Annotated in this window: 24 protein-coding genes; 13 read left to right on the top strand and 11 right to left on the bottom strand. The window is 63.5% G+C overall.

Annotated features, from left to right (window positions below):
* Positions 1–7 precede the first annotated feature (7 nt).
* From argC to RLDS_RS34145, 4 genes are read right to left on the bottom strand one after another with little or no spacing between them, the layout of a single operon-like run.
* Positions 8–943 (bottom strand): N-acetyl-gamma-glutamyl-phosphate reductase, encoded by a 936-nt coding sequence (gene argC / locus RLDS_RS34160; RefSeq protein ID WP_021224933.1) that lies wholly within the window; start codon positions 941–943, stop codon positions 8–10.
* Complete coding sequence (locus tag RLDS_RS34155; protein WP_021224932.1) at positions 940–1848, bottom strand: C40 family peptidase; 909 nt, start codon at positions 1846–1848, stop codon at positions 940–942. Before RLDS_RS34155 ends, argC begins: the two co-directional genes overlap by 4 nt.
* A complete protein-coding gene (locus RLDS_RS34150) occupies positions 1808–2215 on the bottom strand; it encodes a MarR family winged helix-turn-helix transcriptional regulator (RefSeq protein ID WP_021224931.1) in 408 nt (135 codons plus the stop codon). The genes RLDS_RS34155 and RLDS_RS34150 overlap by 41 nt, the downstream gene beginning before the upstream one ends.
* 59 nt (positions 2216–2274) lie before the next feature.
* Complete coding sequence (locus tag RLDS_RS34145) at positions 2275–3672, bottom strand: leucyl aminopeptidase family protein (RefSeq protein ID WP_021224930.1); 1398 nt, start codon at positions 3670–3672, stop codon at positions 2275–2277.
* Between the two features lie 141 nt (positions 3673–3813).
* Between RLDS_RS34145 and RLDS_RS34140 the strand changes: the two genes are divergently transcribed.
* Together RLDS_RS34140 and RLDS_RS34135 are read left to right on the top strand one after the other, a co-directional pair.
* Positions 3814–4020 carry a hypothetical protein gene (locus tag RLDS_RS34140; RefSeq protein ID WP_021224929.1) on the top strand — a complete coding sequence of 69 codons (207 nt, stop codon included), beginning with the start codon at positions 3814–3816 and terminating at the stop codon, positions 4018–4020.
* Positions 4020–4841: a PdaC/SigV domain-containing protein gene (locus RLDS_RS34135; protein ID WP_021224928.1), complete on the top strand. Its 822-nt coding sequence runs from the start codon at positions 4020–4022 to the stop codon at positions 4839–4841. Before RLDS_RS34140 ends, RLDS_RS34135 begins: the two co-directional genes overlap by 1 nt.
* 37 nt (positions 4842–4878) lie before the next feature.
* On the opposite strand, the gene rimO is transcribed toward RLDS_RS34135, so the two are convergent.
* The 4 genes from rimO to serS all read right to left on the bottom strand — a co-directional run bounded on the left by rimO (position 4879) and on the right by serS (position 9774).
* Entirely contained in the window at positions 4879–6261 is a 1383-nt protein-coding gene (gene rimO / locus RLDS_RS34130; protein ID WP_021224927.1) for a 30S ribosomal protein S12 methylthiotransferase RimO, read from the bottom strand.
* 34 nt (positions 6262–6295) lie between these two features.
* Positions 6296–7354 carry a potassium channel family protein gene (locus RLDS_RS34125; protein WP_021224926.1) on the bottom strand — a complete coding sequence of 353 codons (1059 nt, stop codon included), beginning with the start codon at positions 7352–7354 and terminating at the stop codon, positions 6296–6298.
* Positions 7351–8409 (bottom strand): peptidoglycan DD-metalloendopeptidase family protein, encoded by a 1059-nt coding sequence (locus tag RLDS_RS34120; protein ID WP_021224925.1) that lies wholly within the window; start codon positions 8407–8409, stop codon positions 7351–7353. The genes RLDS_RS34125 and RLDS_RS34120 overlap by 4 nt, the downstream gene beginning before the upstream one ends.
* A gap of 87 nt (positions 8410–8496) precedes the next feature.
* Positions 8497–9774 carry a serine--tRNA ligase gene (gene serS, locus RLDS_RS34115; protein ID WP_021224924.1) on the bottom strand — a complete coding sequence of 426 codons (1278 nt, stop codon included), beginning with the start codon at positions 9772–9774 and terminating at the stop codon, positions 8497–8499.
* Between the two features lie 93 nt (positions 9775–9867).
* Here serS and RLDS_RS34110 point away from each other — a divergent pair, with 93 nt between their 5' ends.
* Positions 9868–10308, top strand: a complete 441-nt coding sequence (locus RLDS_RS34110; protein ID WP_021224923.1) for a host attachment family protein — start codon at positions 9868–9870, stop codon at positions 10306–10308.
* A gap of 65 nt (positions 10309–10373) precedes the next feature.
* Here the strand turns inward: RLDS_RS34110 and RLDS_RS55835 are convergent, their stop codons facing one another.
* Positions 10374–10472: a PEP-CTERM sorting domain-containing protein gene (locus RLDS_RS55835; protein ID WP_152528002.1), complete on the bottom strand. Its 99-nt coding sequence runs from the start codon at positions 10470–10472 to the stop codon at positions 10374–10376.
* Positions 10473–10476: 4 nt separating this feature from the next.
* On the opposite strand from RLDS_RS55835, the gene RLDS_RS56885 reads away from it, so the two are divergent.
* From RLDS_RS56885 to RLDS_RS34090, 4 genes are all read left to right on the top strand, one after another.
* Complete coding sequence (locus RLDS_RS56885; RefSeq protein WP_021224922.1) at positions 10477–10686, top strand: hypothetical protein; 210 nt, start codon at positions 10477–10479, stop codon at positions 10684–10686.
* Positions 10687–10692: 6 nt separating this feature from the next.
* Positions 10693–11100 (top strand): hypothetical protein, encoded by a 408-nt coding sequence (locus RLDS_RS34100; RefSeq protein ID WP_021224921.1) that lies wholly within the window; start codon positions 10693–10695, stop codon positions 11098–11100.
* 552 nt (positions 11101–11652) lie between these two features.
* A complete protein-coding gene (gene dksA / locus RLDS_RS34095) occupies positions 11653–12117 on the top strand; it encodes an RNA polymerase-binding protein DksA (protein WP_031297551.1) in 465 nt (154 codons plus the stop codon).
* Positions 12118–12180: 63 nt separating this feature from the next.
* Entirely contained in the window at positions 12181–12549 is a 369-nt protein-coding gene (locus RLDS_RS34090) for a PilZ domain-containing protein (RefSeq protein WP_021224919.1), read from the top strand.
* Positions 12550–12660: 111 nt separating this feature from the next.
* On the opposite strand, the gene RLDS_RS55145 is transcribed toward RLDS_RS34090, so the two are convergent.
* Positions 12661–12819, bottom strand: coding sequence for a YdcH family protein (locus RLDS_RS55145; protein WP_021224918.1), 159 nt, complete (start codon positions 12817–12819; stop codon positions 12661–12663).
* A 187-nt stretch (positions 12820–13006) separates the two neighbouring features.
* Here RLDS_RS55145 and RLDS_RS0127755 point away from each other — a divergent pair, with 187 nt between their 5' ends.
* The 6 genes from RLDS_RS0127755 to RLDS_RS34065 all read left to right on the top strand — a co-directional run bounded on the left by RLDS_RS0127755 (position 13007) and on the right by RLDS_RS34065 (position 22314).
* Positions 13007–13186, top strand: a complete 180-nt coding sequence (locus tag RLDS_RS0127755) for a YdcH family protein (RefSeq protein ID WP_031297550.1) — start codon at positions 13007–13009, stop codon at positions 13184–13186.
* A 111-nt stretch (positions 13187–13297) separates the two neighbouring features.
* Positions 13298–13777: a DUF1465 family protein gene (locus tag RLDS_RS34085; protein ID WP_021224916.1), complete on the top strand. Its 480-nt coding sequence runs from the start codon at positions 13298–13300 to the stop codon at positions 13775–13777.
* Positions 13778–13854: 77 nt separating this feature from the next.
* Positions 13855–15891, top strand: coding sequence for an autotransporter assembly complex protein TamA (locus RLDS_RS34080; RefSeq protein WP_021224915.1), 2037 nt, complete (start codon positions 13855–13857; stop codon positions 15889–15891).
* Complete coding sequence (locus tag RLDS_RS34075) at positions 15891–20087, top strand: translocation/assembly module TamB domain-containing protein (RefSeq protein WP_021224914.1); 4197 nt, start codon at positions 15891–15893, stop codon at positions 20085–20087. Before RLDS_RS34080 ends, RLDS_RS34075 begins: the two co-directional genes overlap by 1 nt.
* A 2-nt stretch (positions 20088–20089) precedes the next feature.
* The gene (locus tag RLDS_RS34070; protein WP_031297549.1) at positions 20090–21484 is read left to right on the top strand and encodes an L-serine ammonia-lyase; all 1395 of its coding nucleotides are present in this window, start codon (positions 20090–20092) and stop codon (positions 21482–21484) included.
* A gap of 176 nt (positions 21485–21660) precedes the next feature.
* A complete protein-coding gene (locus RLDS_RS34065; RefSeq protein ID WP_021224912.1) occupies positions 21661–22314 on the top strand; it encodes an outer membrane protein in 654 nt (217 codons plus the stop codon).
* 102 nt (positions 22315–22416) lie between these two features.
* On the opposite strand, the gene RLDS_RS56235 is transcribed toward RLDS_RS34065, so the two are convergent.
* The gene (locus RLDS_RS56235) at positions 22417–22581 is read right to left on the bottom strand and encodes a hypothetical protein (RefSeq protein WP_161626714.1); all 165 of its coding nucleotides are present in this window, start codon (positions 22579–22581) and stop codon (positions 22417–22419) included.
* Positions 22582–22747: the final 166 nt, after the last annotated feature.

Here is a 22747-nt window from a genome sequence, read left to right as displayed (position 1 = left end):
TGTCAGCTTAAAGGCGTAGCCCCGCGGTTTCGGGCAATCCGGCGAGGATGTTGAGATTTTGCACCGCCGCGCCGGCCGCGCCCTTGCCCAGATTGTCGAGCGCGGCGACCAGCCGGGCCTGGCCGGTGTCCGGATTGCCGAACAGGAACAAGGCCAGACGGTCGCTCGCACCGACATATTCCAGTGGCACGCCCGACATGGCGGCGCTGTCTTCCAGCGTGACGATCGGGGACCCGGCATAGGCCGATGCCAACACATCGTGAATATCTGCGAGCGATGGCGCGCCGGGCATGGCGCGCAACTGCAACGGCACCTCCACGATCATCCCGCGATAGGCGTTGGCGACGGCGGGTGCGAAGAGGGGCGGGTGCGTCAGCCCGGAATAGCGTGTCATTTCCGGCACATGCTTATGCGTGAGATTCAGCCCATAGGGCCGGAACGCGCTGGGCTGCGCTGCTGACGCTTCATAGTCGGCGATCATCGTCTTGCCACCGCCCGAATAGCCTGATGCCCCCGATACGGTGACAGGCCAGTCGGCAGGAATCAGGCCCGCAAGCACCAGCGGGCGCATCAATGCCAGAAAGCCCGTGGGCCAGCAGCCCGGATTGGCGACATAGCGACTGGCCGCCAGGCGTTCCCGGTGGCCCGGTTCCAGTTCGGGAAATCCGTAGGTCCATCCATCAGCGACGCGATGGGCGGTGGAGGCGTCGATGACTCGCGTATGGTCATTGTCGATGAGCGCCACTGACTCGCGCGCGGCGTCGTCGGGCAGGCACAGGATGACGACGTCCGCAGCGTTCAGCGCGTCGCGCCGGGCGGCGGCGTTTCTGCGATCCTCAATGTCGAGCGCAATCAGCGAGAGTTCCGGGCGCCCGGCCAGCCGCTCGGCGATTTCGATCCCGGTCGTTCCATGACCACCGTCAATGAAAACCTTGGTCGTCATAAGCTTACCCTGCGCCGCGCGATGATAGGTGTGGGGTGGTCAGCCGCCAGGCGCGCGACGACGTCGGCCAGCGGTTCCTTGACCACGGCCATCCAATGGGCGTTGGCATGCAAGAGGGTGCTGCCGTCTGTCATGATGCCGACATGGCCGGGGAAGAAAATAAGATCTCCCCGCTCCAGCTTTGCGTCGCTGTCGATGGGCGTCCCGATCCCTTCACACTGCAAATCCGTGTCCCGGGGCACGCTCAGTCCCGCGCGGCCCAGTGCGACCTGGACCAGCCCGGAACAATCGATACCGCGATGTCCGCGTCCGCCCCACACATAGGGTTTGCCAAGATGGTCCTCGGCTACCGCAACCCAGTCTGACACAGGCGCGTCGATCGGCTCGATATGGCGCATATGCACGAAGCCTTCGGCGCAGGCCGCAAAGGCGCCGTCCATGTCACCGGCGAATATGGCGCCGAGCGGCCAATAATCCGCGATCGTCGACTTGATGTCGGGCGCGCTGAACAGGGGGGCAGTCAGGGCGGTTATCCGGTGGGTTGGCTGCTCTTCGGCATCGAGCGCGTCGCGCCGGATGTAGCCGACATAGCCATCATGCCCGCAAAATCCCCAGGCCCAATCGGTGGTCACGTCCAGAGCGTGAAATATTTCACCACGCACCAACTCGCTCACCGCTTCGGCCGTGGGGGACGCTGCCGCCAGCAAGGGAGTGCCGGGCGCGACGCAAGTCAGCGCGACGGCGCGCGCATAATGAGCCGAAAAAAGCGTGCCGGCCAGTGAGAGATCGGCAAGGTCGCCGCGCGCGGCATGAACGCGCCGGTCCAGCGCAACCGAACGGCCTTGCAGCCTGAACCGGGTTCTTTCAGGCGGAGCGCTCCGCAGCGGGGGTGTCAGTCCGTTCATCGCGCGCGGTTCCTGCGATGAAAAGGTTAAAGGCGTCAAGAAATTCCGCGCCCTTGGGGGTTCGCGTGATGAAAATATTGCGGCGGTCCGCAACATCGCGCTCCCGCCGCAGATAGCCGAGCGCCGACAATTTATTGAGCGCGCGGGTGATGACCGGCTTCGACACATGCAGCGTTTCGGCAAGGCCACGCACGGTATGCGGCCCGGAACTGATATACACGGTCATCATCAACGCCATCTGGCGATTGGTCAGGTCTGGTTTGCCCGAACGCACATAATCGACCAGCGTCGACATCCATTGACGCAGCGACGGGATGCCCGGGCGGTTGATCTCGGCGGCGGAGTGACTGGCTGAAAGGGCGTTCATGCCCGCTTAACGCGCGATGGCCAATCCGGTTGCGTAACGGATAGGCCTTTGTAAATGCGTCATCGTTGGGGGCGATAGCGCTCCTGAAGCAACTGGAATATGGCGCGCATGCCCAGCGCCTCTCCGCCCTTGGGCCGGCCTGGTTTTGCCGCCGGACGCCAGGCAAATGTGTCGAGGTGGAGCCAGGGTATATTGTCCGGGACAAAGCGTTTCAGGAACAAGGCTGCGGTGATCGCGCCGGCAAAGCCGCCGTCTCCGGCATTGTTGATATCGGCCAAGTCAGATTTCAGCATATCGGCATAGGGGTCCCACAAAGGCAACCGCCAGAGCGGGTCCTCAACGGCGGCGCCATGCGCCAAAGCCTGCGCGGCCAGCGCATCATCGTTGCAGAATAAGGCCGGCAGATCGGGCCCGACCGCGACGCGCGCCGCCCCAGTCAACGTCGCGAAATCTATCACCAGGTCTGGCTTTTCCTCGCCAGCGCGGGTGAGGGCGTCCCCCAGGACAAGGCGGCCTTCCGCATCGGTGTTGCCGATTTCGACGGTCAGGCCCTTGCGGCTGCGCAATATGTCGCCAGGGCGAAAGGCGTTGGCGCCAATGGCGTTTTCGGCCGCAGCGATCAGCAGGTGCAGCCGGACCGGCAGGCGGCTTGACATGATCAATTTCGCCAGGCCCAGCGCGTGGGCGGCCCCGCCCATGTCCTTCTTCATCAGGCGCATGCCCGATGACGGTTTGATGTCCAGCCCGCCGCTGTCAAAGCAGATGCCCTTGCCCGCCAGCGCTAGACGAGGGTGGGACGGGTCGCCCCATTCCAATTCTATCAGGCGCGGGGCGAAACTGCGGTCGGCCGCCTTGCCGACGGCGTGGATCATCGGAAAGCCCTGTTCCAGCGCGTCGCCCCGCGTTGTAGTGACGTGCGCTCCAAACAGTTGCGCGACGCGTTGCACCGCCTGCTCCAGGTCGGGCGGCCCCATGTCGGCGGCCGGGATATTGACCAGATCGCGCACCAAGGCGGTCGCGCGGGCCAGATGCAGCATCGGTTCGATGCGAGCGACGTCCTGGGTCAAAAGCACCCTGGCGCTCGTGCCATTGTCGTCCTGGCGATAACGATCGAAACGATAGTGCGCCAACAGCCAGCCAAGCGCCGCCTCACCCGCCCGTCCGTCGGCGAGGCGATATTGGCCTTCCGGCAGGGCTTCGGCCAGCTTGGCGAGGCACCATGGCCCCATTTTCTCCCGATCAGGCACGACGGCGACGACTGACCAGTCCTGCTGGCCTTCACCCCACAACAGCGCATGGTCGCCAATCTTGCCGCGAAACTTCTGTGCGGAAAGCATGCTGCGAATTGAGGCAGATTGCTCGCTGCTCCAGCCTTCGTAGCTGCCCGGATCCAGTAATTGGATCATGTGCGCTGGCTGTTGGTTGTCTGGCTTGAGCAGGTCGGAAAAGTCGATCATGCTGCCGGTGTAAGGGAAACTCCCCGAGGAGGGGAAGAGGCAATTTCCCGTCGCGCGCGCGGCACGGCCGACCCAATGTGACTTTGCCTCGCAAGGCCGATGGGCCTAAAAGGAACGCCAGAAGAAACAAGGAGATGGACGATGACTTATGCAGATGACCGCAGCCTGCAGGCGGCTCGCGCCAGGGCCTATGCGCTCGCCGAAACCGGTCGCTTCGACAATGGCAATGCCGTTCAGCAGGCTTTGATCGCCGAAGGCTGGTCCAATGCCGGACGCGCCCTGGAAAGCGACTATGCGCGCAAGGCCATTGGTGAGCGCTGCCGCGCCGCACAGGCGCAGGCTCACTGATGCGCGGCGGCGGGATGATCGCGGCGGCGGCGCTGCTTGCGGTGGCATGCTCGCCCACCGGCGACGAGGCTGCCGGCAATGCGGTGTCCAGCGCAGCAGCCACGCAATTCGCCAATAACATGGCGGGCGCGACGCCGCCGCCGTCATCCCCCGCAGCGCCCTTTTCACAGAGCGACAAGAGCGAACTGCTCGAATTTGCCTATTCTTATCCTGCGGAAGCCGCAGCCATCCCCGCTTTGGTCAACACGTTTCGCAAAGCAATGGAGAGCAGCAAGGCCGACGCGCTCAAAATGGCGCAGGAAGATAGCGCGTCGGCCAAGGCGTCCGGCTATCCGTTCCGGCCCCATAGTCTGGAGACGGAATGGACGGTGGCGGCCGATACGCCGCGATTCCTGTCCTTGCGATCGCAGACCTATGTCTATTCGGGCGGTGCCCATGGCATGACCGGCTATGACGTGGTTCTGTGGGACAAGGTCCGCCAGCGCGAAACCAGCGTCAAGGCGTTGATGACATCGCCCACGGCCTTTGCCGCCGCCATCCGGGACCGTTTCTGCGCGGAACTCGACAAGCAGCGTGCGGAAAAGCGCGGGGAGCCGGTCGTGGCCGGGGATGATGAATTCACCAAATGCATTGACCCGATGGAGCAAGTGCTCGTCCCCACCTCGAAAGACGGCAAGCTGATCGACAGCATGACCGTCATCATCGGTCCCTATAGCGCCGGCCCTTATGCCGAAGGCACCTATGAGGTCACGCTGCCGGTGGACGCCGCCATGCGCAAAGCCATCAAGACCGAATATCAGGACGCGTTCGCAAAGCCCTGATCGTCATGCGCAAGGTTTTGGCGGGACGGCCCGTGGTTCAGGCCGGAACGCCATAGAGATCGTGATCGTCGGCATCCTCGACCAGAATGTCGACGATGTCGCCGGCCCGGCGTCCCTCACCCACGTCGCGCAAAAAGACGTTGCCGTCGATCTCCGGCGCGTCGGCCTGCGAGCGCGCGGTCGCGCCGACGGAGCCGTCCTCCTCGTCGGGCTCGCCCACTTCGTCGATGATGACGGGCAGTATGCGGCCGATCTTCGCCTGCAATTTCGCGGCGCTGATCGCGGCGGTCTTTTCCATGATCCGCTGGTAACGTTCTTCCTTTACCTCTTCGGGCACGGCATCGGGCAGGGCATTGGCCGCCGCGCCCTCCACGGGTTCGAAGCGGAACGCGCCGACGCGGTCGAGCTGCGCTTCGTCCAGCCAGTCGAGCAGATATTGGAAATCGGCTTCCGTTTCACCCGGAAAGCCCACCACGAAGGATGACCGGATCGCGATATCGGGACAGATGGCGCGCCATTTGCGGATGCGATCGAGCACCTTGGCCTCATTGGCCGGCCGCTTCATCGCCTTGAGCACATTCGGTGCGGCGTGCTGGAAGGGGATGTCGAGATAGGGCGTCAGCAGGCCGTCCGCCATTAGCGGAATGACCTGATCGACATGGGGATAAGGATAGACATAGTGGAGCCGAACCCAGGGCGCGCGGCCTTCCGTCGTGCGCAATTGCCCCAGTTCGCGAGCGAGGTCCGTCATGTGCGCGCGGATATCGCGGCCCTTCCACTGGCGCACGTCATGCCGGGTATCGACGCCATAGGCGGACGTATCCTGGCTGATGACCAGCAATTCCTTCGTCCCCGCCGCGACCAGCTTTTCCGCTTCCCGGAGCACGGCATCAATGCGGCGGCTGACCAGATCGCCGCGGATCGAGGGGATGATGCAGAAGGAACAGCGGTGGTTGCAGCCTTCGCTGATCTTCAGATAGCTGTAATGGCGCGGCGTCAGCTTCAGGCCACCTTCGGGCACCAGGTCGACAAAGGCGTTGGGAATGGGCGGGGAGGCGTCATGTACGGCATTGACCACCTGCTCATATTGATGTGCGCCCGTGACGGCGAGCACTTGGGGGAATTTCGCGCGGATGACGTCGGCCTCGTCACCCATGCAGCCGGTCACGATAACGCGGCCATTTTCCGCGATCGCTTCGCCGATCGCTTCGAGCGATTCTTCCTTGGCCGAATCCAGAAAGCCGCAAGTGTTGACGAGCACGACGTCAGCGCCCGCATAATCTGCGGACATCTGATAGCCGTCGGATCGCAGCTTGGTCAGGATACGCTCGGAATCGACCAGATTTTTGGGACAGCCGAGCGACACCATGCCGATTTTCGGCGCGTCTGGAATTTTGGTTGCCATGATCGGCGCGCACATAGGGATTTTTGGCGCGAATGTCACGGGAAACGAATCAGACCGGGGGCAGGGTGTTCCCATGGCCGTCGCCTTCGGCGATTTCGATGATGACATCGCCTGTCTGCAACTGCTTGGAATCCTCCTCCCAGAAACCGATGGGGCGGTTGCCCCGATACACCCTCACACCAAGGCCGGTTCGGATGGCGGACAGCGGCTGGCCAATTTCCTGCGGCAGCACCGCCCGTTCGATCAGTTTCACCCGGCCCCCGGACGCGGCCAGATCCGCCATGTAATCGGCAATATGTTCGCCGGTCGTGCTGCCGGCCAGCAGCAGCCCGGCGAAACTTACGGGATTAATGACCGTCGTCGCGCCGGCCTGTCGCGCGGGCACTTCATTATCCTCGTTCCGCACGACGATGCTGATTGGCAGGCGAGGGGCCAGATGGCGGGCCGTCAGGGTGATCAGGATCGACGTGTCGTCACGCCCCGCAGACACGATCATGCTGCGCGCGCGGTGAATCGCGACATCCTTCAATGTCTTGTCGCGCGTCGAATCGCCGCACAATATGTTGCAGCCATGGGCTTCGGCCAGTTCCAGCGCCTTTTCGCTGCCATCGATGACGACGATTTCGCGCGGATCGGTGCCACGCGCCAGCAGTTCATGCACGGCTTCCTGCCCGCTGGTGCCGAAACCGGTGACGATGATGTGATTGTGCAGATCGGCCTGGATGCGTGCCATGCGCCACCTGTAAAAAATGTTGCGGAGAAAGAGATTATACGCCGTGCCGAGGAAGATCAGCCAGACAAAGAGCCGGATCGGCGTCACGAACAGGGCCTCGAACAGGCGAGCTTCCGGCGTGATCGGGACGATGTCGCCATAGCCCACGGTCGTGACGGTGACGGTCGTGAAATATAGCACGTCGATGAAGCTGATCTGGTTGTCGAGATTATCCTTCAGCCCGTCCCGCCCGATCCAGTGTAGAAGCAGGACCAGCGAGATGAGGCCGAAGAGGAGCAGGACGCGCCAGGTCAGGTCCATCCACATCGGCATGGACGATCTGCGTCGCAGAAAGCCCGCCATGGCCGACGGGGCGTTTGCCTTGTCGATCCTCATGCCGGGGGCAGCTTGCCAAGCGGGTCGACCGGCGCGCGGTCCTTGCGCAATTCGAAATGCAATTTGGGCTTGCTGGCGTAGCCGGTATCGCCCGACAGGCCGATCACCTGCCCCTTGGTCACTTTCTGTCCGCGCACCACGTCGACGCGGCTGGCATGGCCATAGGCGCTGACCCATCCGCTGCCATGGTTGATCAGCACCAGTCCGCCAAACACGGCCACCTTATCGCCGGCATAGGCGACGACGCCATCGGCTGATGCGCGGATCGGCGTGCCGGCCGGGGCGGCGATGTCGATGCCATTATTTCTGGACCCGCTTTGGCCCGGCCCGAAGCGGGAGAGGATGGTCCCGCGCAGCGGCCAGGCAAAGCTGCCCGCGAACGCCGTCGGCTGGGCGATCGGCGCATTGGAGGGGAGGGGCCTGGGCCTGCTGGACGCGGCCATCACGGGCGCATTGTCCCGCGCGGCAGGCTGGCCGCCGGTCAGCACATCGTCAATGTCGATGCGGAATGCAGCCGCTCGCTGCTCCAGCGATCGTGCATCGCCAGCCGGAGCATCGGGCAGCAACAGGCGCTGCCCGCGCCGCAGGACATAGGGTTCCTCCAGGCCGTTCGCCTCGACGATGCGCCTCCACGGGACGGCATAGGCTGCGGCGATGGCAATCCCTGTCTCCCCTTCAGCGACGAGGTGATAACGGCCACCGGGTATCGCGAGCGTTTGCCCGACGCGCAGGGCGTAGGGTGGTGACAGGTCATTGGCCTTCGCGATCATTTCCGATCCGGCCCCGGTGCGATTGCCGACCCCGCGCAGCGTGTCGCCCGGATGCACGACATAGCTGGACTCTGCGACAATGCGGGCGTTGGGGACGACCTGCTGCGCGGTCCAGACCGGCTCTGGTTCGGCCAGCCGCGCCGTGGTAGCATCCGCGCCAAGGTCGGGAGGCGGCGTCGGCGTGGATATCGCGGCGGTATCCCGCTCAGCCTGCTGCGGGATGCAGGCAGTGAGCGGTAGCAGCAGGCTGAGGGCGCAAACAAGCAGGCGGGGGGAAACAGGCATCCCTTTCTGTGTATCGCATCAGAGCCAGCTTTCCAGCCCTCATGCCACCTTCTTCATCAGGCGCCGAAGCCAAGACAGAAAAAGCCCCTATCGCGGCTCCAGCGTCGTAACCCCGCCCATATAGGGCGCCAAGGCATCGGGAATGATCACGCTGCCGTCGGCTTGCTGGTAATTTTCCAGTACGGCGACCAATGTCCGCCCGACCGCCAGGCCCGATCCATTCAGCGTATGTAGAAACATCGTCTGCTTTCCGCCGTCGGGCCGCATGCGGGCATTCATCCGCCGCGCCTGAAAGTCACCGCAATTGGAAACCGAACTGATTTCCCGATAGGTTTTCTGGCTGGGCAACCAGACTTCCAGATCATAGGTCTTGCGCGCGCCAAAGCCCATGTCGCCCGTGCAGAGCAGCATCTTGCGATAGGGCAGGGCAAGCGCCTGGAGAATGCCCTCCGCCGCCGCGACCATGCGCTCATGCTCGGCCTCCGATTCTTCGGGCCGGCAAATCGCCACCAGTTCGACCTTTTCGAACTGGTGCTGGCGGATGAAGCCGCGTGTGTCGCGGCCGGCCGATCCGGCTTCGGAGCGGAAACAGGGCGTGAGCGCGGTCAGGCGTAGCGGCAGGCGGTCTTCCGGCACGATCTGATCGGCGACCAGATTGGTCAGCGACACCTCGGCAGTGGGAATGAGCCAGCGGCCGTCTGTCGTCTGGAACAGGTCTTCGGCAAATTTGGGCAATTGCCCCGTCCCGAACAGCGCCGCATCCTTGACGAGCAGCGGGACGATCGCTTCTTCATAGCCGTTCGCCGTCGTCTGCTGATCGAGCATGAACTGGGCGAGCGCGCGGTGCAGTCGGGCCATCTGACCACGCAGCGCCGTGAAGCGCGCGCCCGACAGGGCGGCCCCGCCTTCAAAATCGAGGCCGAGCGCCGGGCCGAAATCGGCATGATCCTGCGGCTGAAACGCAAAGTCGCGCGGCGTGCCCCAACGGCTCAGTTCGACATTGTCCGTTTCGTCCGCGCCATCGGGCACATCGTCCGCCGGCAGGTTGGGAATGGCGGCCAGCAGCGCGGTCAATTGCTCCCCGATCGCGCGCTCTTCGCTCTCCAGCGCTGGCATGCTGTCTTTAAGGCGCGCGACTTCGGCTTTGAGCGCCTCGGCGGTATCGCTGTCCTTTGCGGCCATGGCCTGACCGATGGCCTTGCTCGCTTCATTGCGGCGCGCCTGCGCCTGCTGCCACTCCGTTTTGAGCGCGCGGCTTTTCTCGTCCAGCGCGATGATGTCTGAAGCCAGCGCATCCAGTCCCCGGCGCTTGAGGGCGGCGTCGAAAGCGGCAGGGTTTTCGCGGATGAAGCGTATGTCGTGCATGGCGCAAGCCTATGCCGCCAGCCTGCCGCTCGCGCAACCCCAGGCCCCGTCATCCGTTAGCGTTACGTCAGCCAATAACAAAGGAGACAGGCGATGCAGATCGAACATGATACGATGGTGCTGGTGGCCGATGGTCGCAAGATGTTGTTCTTCCGGAACAAGGGCGACGCGGCCTATCCCAATCTGGAAGCGGAAACGGTCAAGGAGCAGGACAATCCCGCCGACCGCGAACAGGCGACCGATGCGCCGGGCCGATCGCACAATTCGGTCGGCAGCCATCGCAGCGCCATGGACGAAGTGAACTTCCATGATCTGGAGGAGGCGCGCTTCGCAGCCGATGCCGCCGATATGCTGAAACGCCGTGCCTTGGCGCAGGAATTTGAAAAGCTGATCATCGTCGCGCCGCCGACTGCGCTCGGCGAAATGCGCAAGCATCTGCACAAGGAAGTGCAGAACCGCCTGATCGGAGAGATTGCCAAGGACCTGACCAATCACCCCGTGCCGGAAATCGAAAAAGTCATCGCCGCCAGTTGAGGCGGCAAAAAAAGGGGTGGCCCCCCGGAGCCACCCCTCGCATGCCCCCTTTGAGGGGAAAAGGGTCAGGCTGCTGCCTGCGCCTTGCGTTCGGCAAAGCGCCGGCGAGCGACCAGTGCCACGGCGGCCGCACCGAAGAGCAGAACCATAGGCGGCGCGGGCACGTCCGTGCCGCCGCTGCTGGTGCTCGATCCGCCCGTCGAGCTGCTGGTCGAAGAACTGGTGGACGACGAACTGCTGGTCGAAGACGACGTCGACGAACTGCCGCTGCTGCCCGTGCTGCCGAAGCTGGACGACGAACTGCTCGACGATGAACTGGACGAGCTGGACGAAGACGACGAACTGCTGCCGGACGAACCACCGGTCGAACCGGGATGATCGGGCTTGTCGGGTTTGCCCGGTTTCCCGCCGCTCGAACTGCTCGAAGACGAGCTGGACGACGAAGAGGAGGAGGACGAGCTGGAGCTGGATGAGGATGAGCTACTGGTCGCGCCGGATGACGTCGACGTGCTGATACCGCCGGTCGAGCTGCTGGTCGATGAGATCACCACGGACCCACCGCTGCTGCCACCGCCGCCGAAGAACCCGCCGATGAAACCGCCGCCGCCAAATCCGCCGCCGCCCATGACGATCGGCACTGCGCCGCCGCCGCCTGACATCATCGGCATTTCAGCTGGCGGCAAAGGCGCAGGCAGTGGAACGGGCGCGGGCTGGCTGGTGACAGTCACCGTTTGCGGTGCGCAGGCCACGGCGGTCTTGACGACCTTCCTCTTCACGGTGCGGACGGCATAGCGCTTCTTAGGCGCGGCCTTCGTGCTCTTGCTGCTATGAACGACAGCAGGGCGCGCGCTTTCGGCCACATGCACCGCGCCGCCACCGATGATCGCGCCACCGCAGGTGCAAGCGCATAGTTTAGCCAGGGCCATCCGAACCGACATAGGAATCCACTCTTGTCTTGTCGCCATCCGATCCGGGTTGGAACGGGTCAGGCTGCCTTTTCATAAAAGCGCAGAAGAAAAGGTTAACCGCAAGGTCGTTAACTCTGAATCCTGCCGACAAGTCCACCAAATTCAGGCCGTAGCGTCAGCGATCATGGTTAACGTCCCACTATGATACGACCCGGCGCCATAGGGTAAAGCGCTACTCGATCCGGCGCGGCAGTGCGTCCCGTTGCGAGTCGCGGCTGCCGCTTCGGCGGGGACTCGGTCGTGTGGCGGAAAACCCACCTTGCCGACGCCAATGTCCGCTTGTGTCGTTCCGCGCCGATGGCTATGAGGCGCCCTCAATGAAAAGTCATTGGTGCCCGGGAGCTTGAAGCACCGGGCCAACGAGTCGGAGAGCCAGATGGCGTCGGTGCTGAATTCCGATAAAGACGGCGTAAAGCCGCCCAAATCGTCGATAACCCTGCCTGTCGATTATCGCCCATCGGCCGACGAGGAGTTCATGAATCCGCTGCAACAGGAATATTTCCGGCAGCGGCTTTGGGACTGGAAAAAGCAGATCCTTGCCGAGGCGGAAGGGACGCTGGCGGTTCTTCAGAATGAGCCCCTGCGCGAACCCGACCTCAATGATCGCGCATCGAGCGAAACCGATTGGTCGATCGAGTTGCGCACGCGCGACCGCCAACGCAAACTCATTTCAAAGATCGATGCGGCCTTGCGCCGTATCGACGATGGCGAATATGGATATTGCGAAGTGACAGGTGAGCCAATCTCGCTCGGCCGCCTGGAGGCGCGCCCAATCGCCACCATGACCGTCGAGGCGCAGGAGCGTCACGAACGACAGGAAAAAATCTCGCGCGACGATTAACGGTTTTTCCATCGCCTGGAATTAGTGTCCGCGACGGAACACACTAGATTTTGCGGGTATGGAATGGACGACGAGCAGGGCATTTCGGATCGGGGACCGGCGCGATCGTCACCGCGCGACAGCCTGTTCCTGATGGCCAGCCTGCTTGCTCCCGACGGACGGTCGCTGGGCCGCGCACGCATCCGCAACTTGTCGGCTACTGGCTTGATGGCGGATTGTGAAATGCCGCTCGCGGCCGGGCAGAAGGTCGCGCTGGACTTGCGCGGCGTCGGCCGCATCTCCGGCACGATTGCCTGGTCGCGCGACAGCAAAATCGGCTTGGCTTTTGATGAGGTTATCGACCCGCAATTGGCGCGCAAACCCGTGTCTTCTGGCTCAGCACAGACCATGCCGGATTATCTGAGGGCGCCGCGCGCAGGCCGCTTGCGCTGACCGTCACGACATCGGTCACGGTATGTGGACATCCTGACACATCGATGGTGACGGGACGGGTCGGACCGACGCCATTGCGCCGGTCCGCACCCTGTATGGAGGCGCTTGCGCTTAATGCTGCGCAGCCATCTCTTCCTTCAGCCGCAATTTCTGCTTTTTGAGCGAGGCAACCAGGGTCGTGTCCGGCATGGGACGACTCGTCTCCGCCTTGATCCGGGCGTCGAGTCCTGCGTGCTTGGCCGAAAGAGCTGAGATGTGGCTGTTTTCCATGACATTCTCCTTACGAGGGCGATGGATTTCCGATTAGATCATGAAAGATGGCCCTTGTCTCGCGATGATTCCGCCTTTGCGATGGGCCGTTTGCAAATTTGCGGTGGCCCGCGCGAGCATCGGGCGCTACCACCGGTCGCACGATGTACAGGGGGTGCGAACAGCGACGGTGAGCCGGGAAGATATCATGCGCCGTCTGGAGTTGCTTCGGGTCGAACATCGCGATCTCGATAGTGCGATCGCGGCTCTGGTCGATGCGGGAAGCAGCGATCAGATGCAGATCGCGCGGCTGAAAAAGCGCAAGCTGCGCCTGAAGGATGAGATCAGCGCGCTGGAAGATGAACTGGTCCCCGACATCATCGCCTGAGTGCCAGCCAACGCTCTTGCCACAAGTGCGGCTCCGTAATGGGACATCGGGCGTCCATTCTTGCTGTCTTGCCCCGCTGACAAAGCCGTCAATCTGTGTCAGTCAGTGGCCATGCGTTATGCAGCGTCTCTGGATCCCGGCCTTCATCGCCGACTGGTCGATGGCCTTTACCTCGAAGCCATGATGATGGCCGATGAGGCGCGGGCTTATTTTGACGGTGACGTTCTGGGACGCGGCGAAGCGGTCGACCCTCTGCGCCGCGTATCCTTCGCCTGCGAATCGCTCAAGGTGACGACCCGGCTGATGCATGTCATCGCCTGGCTCCTCAGCCAGCGCGCCTGGCAGCGCGGGGAAATCAGCGATGCCGATCTGGGCGATGAGAAATATCGCCTGGGCCGCGCCAGCCTGACCGACGCCACGCTGACGGAGGGATTTCCCTTCGAGGCCCGCGCCCTGATCGAGGGCAGTCAGGATCTTTATGATCGGGTCGCGCGGCTGGAGGACCGGCTGGGGCATATGGGCAATGATCCGAAGGGCCATGACGCCGGCCCGGCGCGCGCCCTGCTGGATCGCCTCAACACGGCTTTCTGACATTTTGCCGAACAGCCCCTGATTGCCATGATGTTCGGTACTGGCGCTTTGCGCCATAGTTGGTCTAGACCGGCGCCATGACCCATGGTTTGCGGACCCGATGCCGCGCTTCCGGCCGACCGCATACCCGGCTGCTTCTCGCGCCGTTGCTGCTGCTTGCCCCTTGTCCGGCGCTGGCGCAGGGTGGAACCGCGCCGGCGCTGCCCGATGCCGACGCGCCATTGGACGCCATGCCCGACATCGGCCTCGACTGGCCCGACATGGATCAGCCCGATAATGTCGCGCCGCTCGTCCCCGATCCTGCCGATCAGGCGGGCGCTCCGGCCGAAGACTTCGACACCGCGCCGACCGATCTGGCCGAGGCCGTCGCGGCGTTCGCCGATGCGGGCGAGGAGCGCCGCTATACGGTGAATCTGACAGGGTTGGACGGCATCGCCGATACGACCTTCCGCCAGCGCTTCGACGAATTGTCCGTTCTGCATCAGGGCGAGGACAAGGCGGCGAACCTCGCGCAGATAAATCGTCGCATCGCCGAGGATCGCGAATTGCTCGACCGGCTGCTGCGGGCAAAGGGCTATTACGCCGCGCGGGTGCGCGGAAATGTTGCCGCCCCCGCGCCGGGGAGCGACCGGCTGGCGGTGACGTTTATCATCACGCCGGGCACCCGTTACCTCCTGTCTTCGGTCGACGTGACCGGTCTTGCCGAAACCGGCGAGCGGGAAGCAAAGCTGCGCGCCGCCTTTCCGCCCAAAGTGGGTGATCCGGTCGATGCGGACGCCATTATCGCCGGCCAGGGGCAGTTGGAAACGGCACTGGCCGAAAACGGATTTCCGTTCGCCAAGGTCGATGAGCCGGAAGTGCGGATCGACCATGAAGAGCGTAAGGGCGACCTGGATATCATAGTCGCGCCGGGAGGATATCGGCGCTTCGGGGCGATCCGCATGGATGACGAACGCCTGTTCGACGCCCATCATGTCCAGGAAATCGCGCGCTTCGACCCTGACGACACGTACATGGCGTCGGATGTCGAGGATCTGCGGCGAGCGATCGTCGCAACCGGTCTGGTGTCGTCCGTGTCGCTGACGCCGCGCGATGCAGGCGATGGCGAGCATGTCGACCTTGACGTCGATGTGCGCCCTGCGCCGCTGCGGACGATCGCCGGCGAACTGGGTTATGGCACCGGCGAAGGCTATCGCGCGGAAGTCAGCTGGCAGCACCGCAATCTTTTTCCGCCCGAAGGCGCCGTCACCGTGCGCGGTGTGGTCGGCACACAGGAACAGACCGCGTCCTTCACCTATCGCCGCAACAATTTTCACCGGCGTGACAATGTGCTGACCGGTCTGCTGTCCGTCAGCAATATTCGCCGCGATGCCTATGACGCCCGCACCATCACCCTGGCCGGTGCGCTGGAGCGGCAGACCAACATCCTGTTTCAGAAGAACTGGGTCTGGCGCGTTGGCGCGGAATTGATCGCGTCGGACGAAGCGGACGCCTTTTCCGGGGGCGCGCGGCGTACCTTCCTGATCGGCGCCGTTCCGCTCAGCCTGACCTATGACGGGAGCGATGATCTGCTCAATCCGACCAAGGGCTTTCGCCTGGGCGGACGGATCAGCCCGGAACTGTCTTTCCAGAACAAGACGTTCGGATATACGAAGGTGCAGCTGGACGGCAGTGCCTATCAGCCGGTGGGAGAGCGCGTCGTCGTCGCCGCGCGCGCGCGCTTCGGCACCATCCTTGGTTCGACCGTCGATCAGATTGCCCCGTCCCGCCGCTTCTATGCCGGTGGCGGCGCGTCGGTGCGCGGCTATGGCTATCAGGCGATCGGTCCGCGCTATGGCGAGGATGACGATCCGGTCGGGGGCAAAAGCCTGGCCGAATTTTCGCTGGAAGGCCGCATCCGTTTCGGCAATTTCGGCGTCGTGCCTTTTGTCGACGCGGGTAATATCTCCACCAGCTTCCTGCCCCGATTCCGCGACCTGCGCGTCGGCGCGGGCATGGGCGTGCGCTATTACAGCAATTTCGGGCCAATCCGCGTGGATGTCGGCACCCCGCTCAACCCGCAAGCGGGTGATCCCAAGATCGCAGTTTATGTCTCGCTGGGTCAGGCCTTCTGATGGCGGAGGATACGCCCCCGCCGCCCGTCATCCCGCCGCCTGCCAAGGCCGCGCCGCGCCGCGCCTGGGATGGTCGTTGGCAGCGTTGGGTGGCGGGGGTGCTCGCCGCCGTCTTCCTGATCATGGCGGGCGCGCTGACATGGCTTGATACCGATGGCGGGCATCGCTTTCTGACCAGCCGGATTGCCGCGATCCAGTCCGCCTCCGGGCTGCGCATTCACGTTGGTGCGATCGAAGGCAGCATTTATCGCAAGGCGGTATTGCGCGATCTCACCCTGTCGGACCCTACTGGCCCTTTCTTCCATGCACCCCGCGTAGAGCTGGATTGGTGGCCCTTCGCATGGCTGTCCAACCGGCTCGACATTGATCGCCTTTCCATCCCGCAGGCGCAACTGCGCAAGCTGCCCAAGCTCAATCCCACACAGCGGCGCGGGCCGATCCTGCCGGGCTTCGACATAAGGCTGATGCAATTTTCGGTCGGTCGCCTGTCCATCGCGCCCGCCATCACCGGACGTGCGCAGACAGCGACAATGGCGGGGGACGCGGATATTCGCGGGGGTCGCGCCATTATTGATCTGTCCGCCCGCACGATTGATGGCAGCGACGTCCTCACCATCGCTCTGGACAGCCGACCCGACGATGATCGGTTCAAGCTCGACGTGACGGTCAACGCCCCCAGCAAGGGGCTTCTGGCGACGATGGCCGGGCTGCGGCAGGACGCCAATCTGCGCATCAGCGGCAAGGGCAGCTGGAGCCAATGGGATGGCCGGCTGGACGCGACGCTGGACGGTGCGCCGGCGGCCGATCTGGTTCTGGCGGCGCGCAGCGGCGCCTATTCGGCGCGCGGCACGATCGAGGGACGGGCAATGGCAGGCGGCAGTCTTGTCAAGCGCCTGGCCGATCCGCGCCTGTCCGTGCGCGCCGACGGCCGCTTTGAAAACCGCATCATCGACGGCAAGCTGATGCTACGCTCGGCAGCCCTTGACCTCAGCGCAGATGGCGCGATCGACCTGCGCAACAATGCGCTCGACAATATGCTGGTGGAAGTGGCGCTCGCACGTCCCCAGGCGCTGGTCCGCACGATGGGCGGGCGGGACATTCAGGCCAAGATACGGCTTGACGGGCCGCTCGACCGGCTGGGCTTTGATTATCTGCTGACGGCGCAACAGCTGACATTCGACAAGACCGTGATTGCCGATGTTCGCGCCGAAGGCAGCGGACGGGGGGCGGGCAGTGGACCCTTGTTGATCCCTGTCAAACTGCGGGCGAGCAGGCTTGATGGTCATGGCGACCTGGTCGGCACCATCGCTCGCAATTTCGCGCTGGACGGCGTCCTTCAACTGAAGGGCCAGCAGCTCGTCAGCAATCCCATGCAGGTCCGGTCGGACAAGCTGCAGGGCAGGCTGGTGATGCTGCTCGACCTGAAGAGCGGTCGCTATGATTTTGGGCTGGATGGCCAGATTCGCAGCCTGTTCATCCGCGGCCTGGGCATCGTCGACCTGACGTCCAAGCTGCGCGCGACGCCGCGCCGGGATGGCGGCTTTGGCCTTAACGGCAGCGCAATGGCGCAGATGCGACGGCTGGATAACGGGTTTCTCAGTAGCCTTGGCGGCGGATTGCCGGTCGCCCGCAGCAACCTGGAATTGCAGCCCGACGGCCAATTGGCGTTCAAGGACCTCACCCTCCAATCGCCGCTGCTGACCCTCCGGGCGAACGGCATGAGGCGCCGCGACGGGAGTTTCCATTTCGAAGGCAGCGGCGAGCATGATCGCTACGGCCCGCTTCAACTCGTCCTTGACGGGCGGATCGAGCGCCCCACGATCGACCTTGTTCTGGAGCGGCCGCTCGATGCCCTGGGCCTGCGGGACGTGAAGGCGCATCTGGTTCCCGACAACGAAGGCTACAGCTACACCGCGCAAGGCGGATCGACGCTGGGGCCGTTCGACGGGCGCGGTGTCATCCTGCTGCCGCAGGGCGGCCAGGCGGTCGTTCGCGTGGCGCAGCTGTCGGTATCGGGCGTCAATGCCAGCGGCGACATCCGGCCCCTTCCTGGCGGGCTGGAGGGGCAACTCAGCGTGACCGGCCCGGTCACTGGATATGTCGGCTTCCGACCCGTCAACGCCATCCAGCAGGTGCAGGTCAAATTGACCGCCAACGGCGCGAGCTTTGCAGGGCCGACCGCGATCGAAGTGCGACGCGGATCGCTGGACGCTGCTGTCCTGCTTGATCCTGCCGGAACAAATGTCACGGCGACGGCGCAGGCGCGGGGACTGCGGGTGGGCGGCGCGCTGCTTGGCCGCCTAGCGCTCACCGCCAATCTGGTGGACGGCCGGGGCAAGGTCAGCGGCAGCCTGTCCGGCCAGCGGGGGCGTTTGTTCGATCTGCAAGGCGAAGCGCAGGTCGAACCGGACAGCATCCGCCTGTCCGCCAAGGGGACGATCGACAAGCGCCCCATTGGCCTGACCCGTGCCGCGCTTTTCAGGCGAACGGCCGAAGGCTGGCGGCTGTCGCCCGCGACGATCAGCTATGCCGGCGGGTCGTTGCAATTGGCGGGGGAATTGGGCGCCGGGGCGATCGGGATCGAAGCGCGGATGCAGGCGCTGCCGCTGTCACTGCTCGACATCGCTTATGACAATCTGGGGCTTGGCGGCATGGCGACGGGATCGCTCAGCTATGCGCAGCCGCGCGGCGGACCGCCGACCGGCAAGGCGGAACTGCGCATCCGGGGACTTTCGCGGTCGGGTCTGTCGTTAAGTTCGCAACCTGTCGATGTCGGCGTCAATGCGGCGCTGACACCCGACCGGCTGGCGACCCGGATGCTCTTCGTTGCGGACGGGCGCACCATCGGGCGCGGTCAGGCCTTGCTCACTCCGCTGGGACGCGAAGGCGGCCTGGTGTCGCGCCTCAACGCCGCCCCGCTCTTTGCACAACTGCGCTATGCGGGGACGGCCGATACGCTGTGGCGGCTGACCGGCGTGGAAATTGTCGATATTGGCGGGCCGGTCAGCGTGTCGGCCGATATGCGCGGGACGCTCGCCAATCCGCAGATCAGCGGCCAGCTCGCGACGGAAAACGCGACCATCAATAGCGCCGTAACCGGCATGCGCCTGCGCAATGTGAAGGCGCAGGGCCGCTTTTCCGGGGCGCAGCTGGTCATCAACAGCTTTGCCGCCAGCGCGCAAAATGGCGGCTCTGTGACGGGCAGTGGACGATTCACGTTCAACGGTATCGCCGGTGTTGGCATGGACCTGGCGCTTCAGGCGGACAATGCCGCCTTGCTGGACCGGGATGATATCGCCGCCACGGTCACGGGGCCGCTGACGCTCAAGTCCAATGGCGCTGGCGGGACGATTGGCGGCGACCTGATCCTCAACCGCAGCCGTTTCACCATGGGGCGTGCGGCGGCGGTGGCGCAGATACCTGAATTGCGCGTTGTGGAAATCAACCGGCGCGGGGATGAGATTGAGCGGCCACGCACCAGCGTTCCATGGGCCTTGGCGGTGCGGGCGCGGGCGCGCAATCGCCTGATGGTGACGGGCCTGGGGCTGGACAGCGAATGGCGCGCGGACCTGACGATTGGCGGAACCGTGACCAACCCCACCATCGCCGGGCGGGCGGAACTGGTGCGTGGGGGATATGAATTTGCCGGCCGCCGCTTCGAGTTGCGCGAAGGCCGTATTCAGTTTGACGGCAAGACGCCGGTCAATCCGACGCTCGACATCGATGCGGAAGCGGACGTCAGCGATCTCAGCGCGACAATCCATGTCGGCGGCACCGGATTGAAACCCGACATCAGTTTCAACAGCGTGCCGGCGCTGCCGCAGGACGAACTGCTTTCCCGCATCCTGTTCGGCACGTCGATCACCAATCTGTCCGCGCCCGAAGCCTTGCAACTGGCATCGGCCGTCGGATCCTTGCAGGGCGAAGGGGGGCTTGATCCCATCAACGCCGTGCGCAAGGCGGCGGGGCTGGACCGGTTGCGGATCATTGCGGCCGATCCTACGCAGGGGCAGGGGACATCGATTGCCGCGGGCAAATATCTGACCCGCAAAACCTATGTCGAACTCATCACCGATGGGCAGGGCTATTCCGCCACCCGCATCGAATATCAGGTGACGCGCTGGCTTTCGCTGCTGGGCGCCATTTCCACGCTTGGCCGGCAAAGCGCCAACATACGCGTTTCCAAGGATTATTGATCGTGACCAACAGCCGGATCGACGCTGGCACCGCCATCAGCATCACGGATCTCTTCACCATCGGCATCGGTCCGTCGAGTTCGCATACGGTGGGACCCATGCGTGCGGCGCTGCAATTCATGGACGGCCTGCCTGCCGCGCCGCAGCGGGTTCAGTGCGAATTGTTCGGGTCGCTCGCGCTCACCGGGCGGGGCCATGCGACGGATACGGCCGTGCTGCTGGGCCTGTCGGGACATAGCCCGGAAAGCGTCGATCCAGATGCGATAGCCGACATATTGGCCGGCATTCGCGCCGATGGGCGCATCCAGGCGGGCAGCGCGAAGGATCAGTGGGTGCCCTTCGACACAGAGCGCGACCTCCTCTTTCACATGGGCGAATTTTTGGAAGCGCACAGCAATGGGATGCGCTTTTCCGCATGGTTTGCGGGCGAAGACGCTCCGTTCGTCAGGGAATATTATTCGATCGGGGGCGGGGCAGTGCTGCCCGGAACGGTGCCGGTCAGCGACGATGTGGCGCTGGGCCATAATGTCGTTCCGCCTTATCCCTTTTCCTCCGGTGCCGAGTTGCTGGAGCAGGGGGAGGCGCATGGGTTTTCCATTGCCACATTGGTGCTGCGCAACGAAGGCGCCTGGCGAACGCAGGAAGAAACCGAGGCGTTTCTGGACCGGGTCATTGACGCCATGTCGCAGTCGATCGAGCGTGGTCTTTCGCAGGAGGGATTGCTTCCAGGCGGCCTTAAGGTGCGGCGCCGGGCGCGCGCCATTCACCAGCGACTGCGCCTTCAGCAGGATGCGCTGGGTCCCGCGCAGATTTTCGAATGGGTCAGCCTGTTCGCTCTGGCGGTGAACGAGGAAAATGCGGCAGGGGGCCGGGTCGTCACCGCGCCCACCAATGGCGCGGCCGGCGTCATTCCAGCGGTGCTCCATTATTATCGCCGCTTCGTTCCCGGTGCTGACCGGGACGGGGAGCGGCGCTTCCTTCTCACCGCCGCGGCGATCGGGTTCCTCTACAAAAAGCGCGCGTCCATCTCTGCGGCCGAAATGGGATGCCAGGGGGAAGTGGGGGTCGCCTGTTCGATGGCGGCTGCCGGCTTGGCTGCGGTATTGGGCGGCACCAACAGTCAGATCGAAAATGCCGCGGAAATCGGCATGGAACATAATCTGGGTCTGACCTGCGACCCTATTGGCGGCCTGGTCCAGATCCCCTGCATCGAACGCAATACGATGGGCGCGGTCAAGGCGATCAACGCGGCTTACCTGGCGTTGCAGGGCGATGGACGACATATCGTCAGCTTGGACGCCGTGATCGAAACCATACGCCAGACCGGGGAGGATATGGCGAGTCGCTATAAGGAAACGTCGCTGGGCGGACTGGCGGTCAACGTCGTCGAATGCTGAACAGATCGACAGCTTACCGTCGCAAACACACATGTCCGCGTCAAGCTGAAGCATTTTCGTGGCAATAATGCCACAGATTCAGGCGTTTATCTCCCGTTCATGAAACTCTTGCCGGTCGCATGGCTTCTGCGTCTCATCCCCAGCAGGGGAGAAGAAAGACGAATGGAGTATCTGTTATGCGCAAGTTGATGGTCGCAACTCTTCTGGCAGGCGCTGTCGTCGCCACCCCGGCATTGGCGCAGGATGTCGGCCCGACCTTCACGGGTCCGCGTGTGGAAGCGATCCTGGGTTATGACCATGTTGGCGCCGGCAGCGATGTCGACAATAATAATGGCCGCGATGACCAGTCGATCGACGGACTGCTCTACGGCATCGGCGCAGGCTATGACGTCAACCTTGGTAGCGCCGTCGTCGGCGTGGAAGGCGAATGGACAGATTCGACCGCCAAGAGCGACCGCTATGACCTGACCGATCAGTTCGGCTTCGGCCGTGTGAGCCAGGGCCGTGACCTGTATATCGGCGCGCGTGCCGGTATCCTCGCCAACCCAGCGACGCTGGTCTACGTGAAAGGTGGCTATACCAACAGCAAGCTGAATGTGCTGGCGGGCAACACCAATGAAACCACCGATCGCTCCTTCAAGCTGGACGGCTGGCGGATCGGGGCTGGCGTCGAACGCGCGATCAACACCAATACCTTTGCCAAGCTGGAATATCGCTATTCCAACTACACCGATGCGAACATCGACTATATGAATGGCGCGACCAGCGCCGATTTCGATGTCGACACGGATCGTCATCAGGTCGTTGCAAGCGTCGGCTGGCGGTTCTGATCACTCGGGGAAAGGCCGGTCGTAGGCCGGCCTTTTCTCGTTAATCTCCCATCACGAGTCGCACGCACGCCGCGGTCAGATGTCGCCCTCAGAACGGGCCTATCACCGATCCAATTGCTGCACTGCAACCAGCAATCGATTATAGATGGTAATTACCTGATCTTCGATCGGTTTTGCCGGGTCTGGCTTCTTCACGCCGGATCGAATAGCCCATGCCTGTGTCAACTGAGCCGCCACTTGTGCTGCCACTTCCTTGCTCATAGCCATGCTAATCACCGTCATTGTTACGGATACGACACAGCATGGTCATTGCCCTGACTGTGTCAATCATTTTCACGATTTTTTGCTGCGCTGCGGCATAGGTAATGTGACCATGTAACCGACATGGGCAAGGGTTCCTCGCATGCCAGACGCTCCGGCATTCTTTTCTGAA

The organism is Sphingobium lactosutens DS20 (assembly GCF_000445105.1).
In the GTDB taxonomy this organism is placed as follows: Bacteria; Pseudomonadota; Alphaproteobacteria; order Sphingomonadales; family Sphingomonadaceae; genus Sphingobium; species Sphingobium lactosutens.
This window is presented reverse-complemented; position numbering and strand designations above follow the sequence as displayed.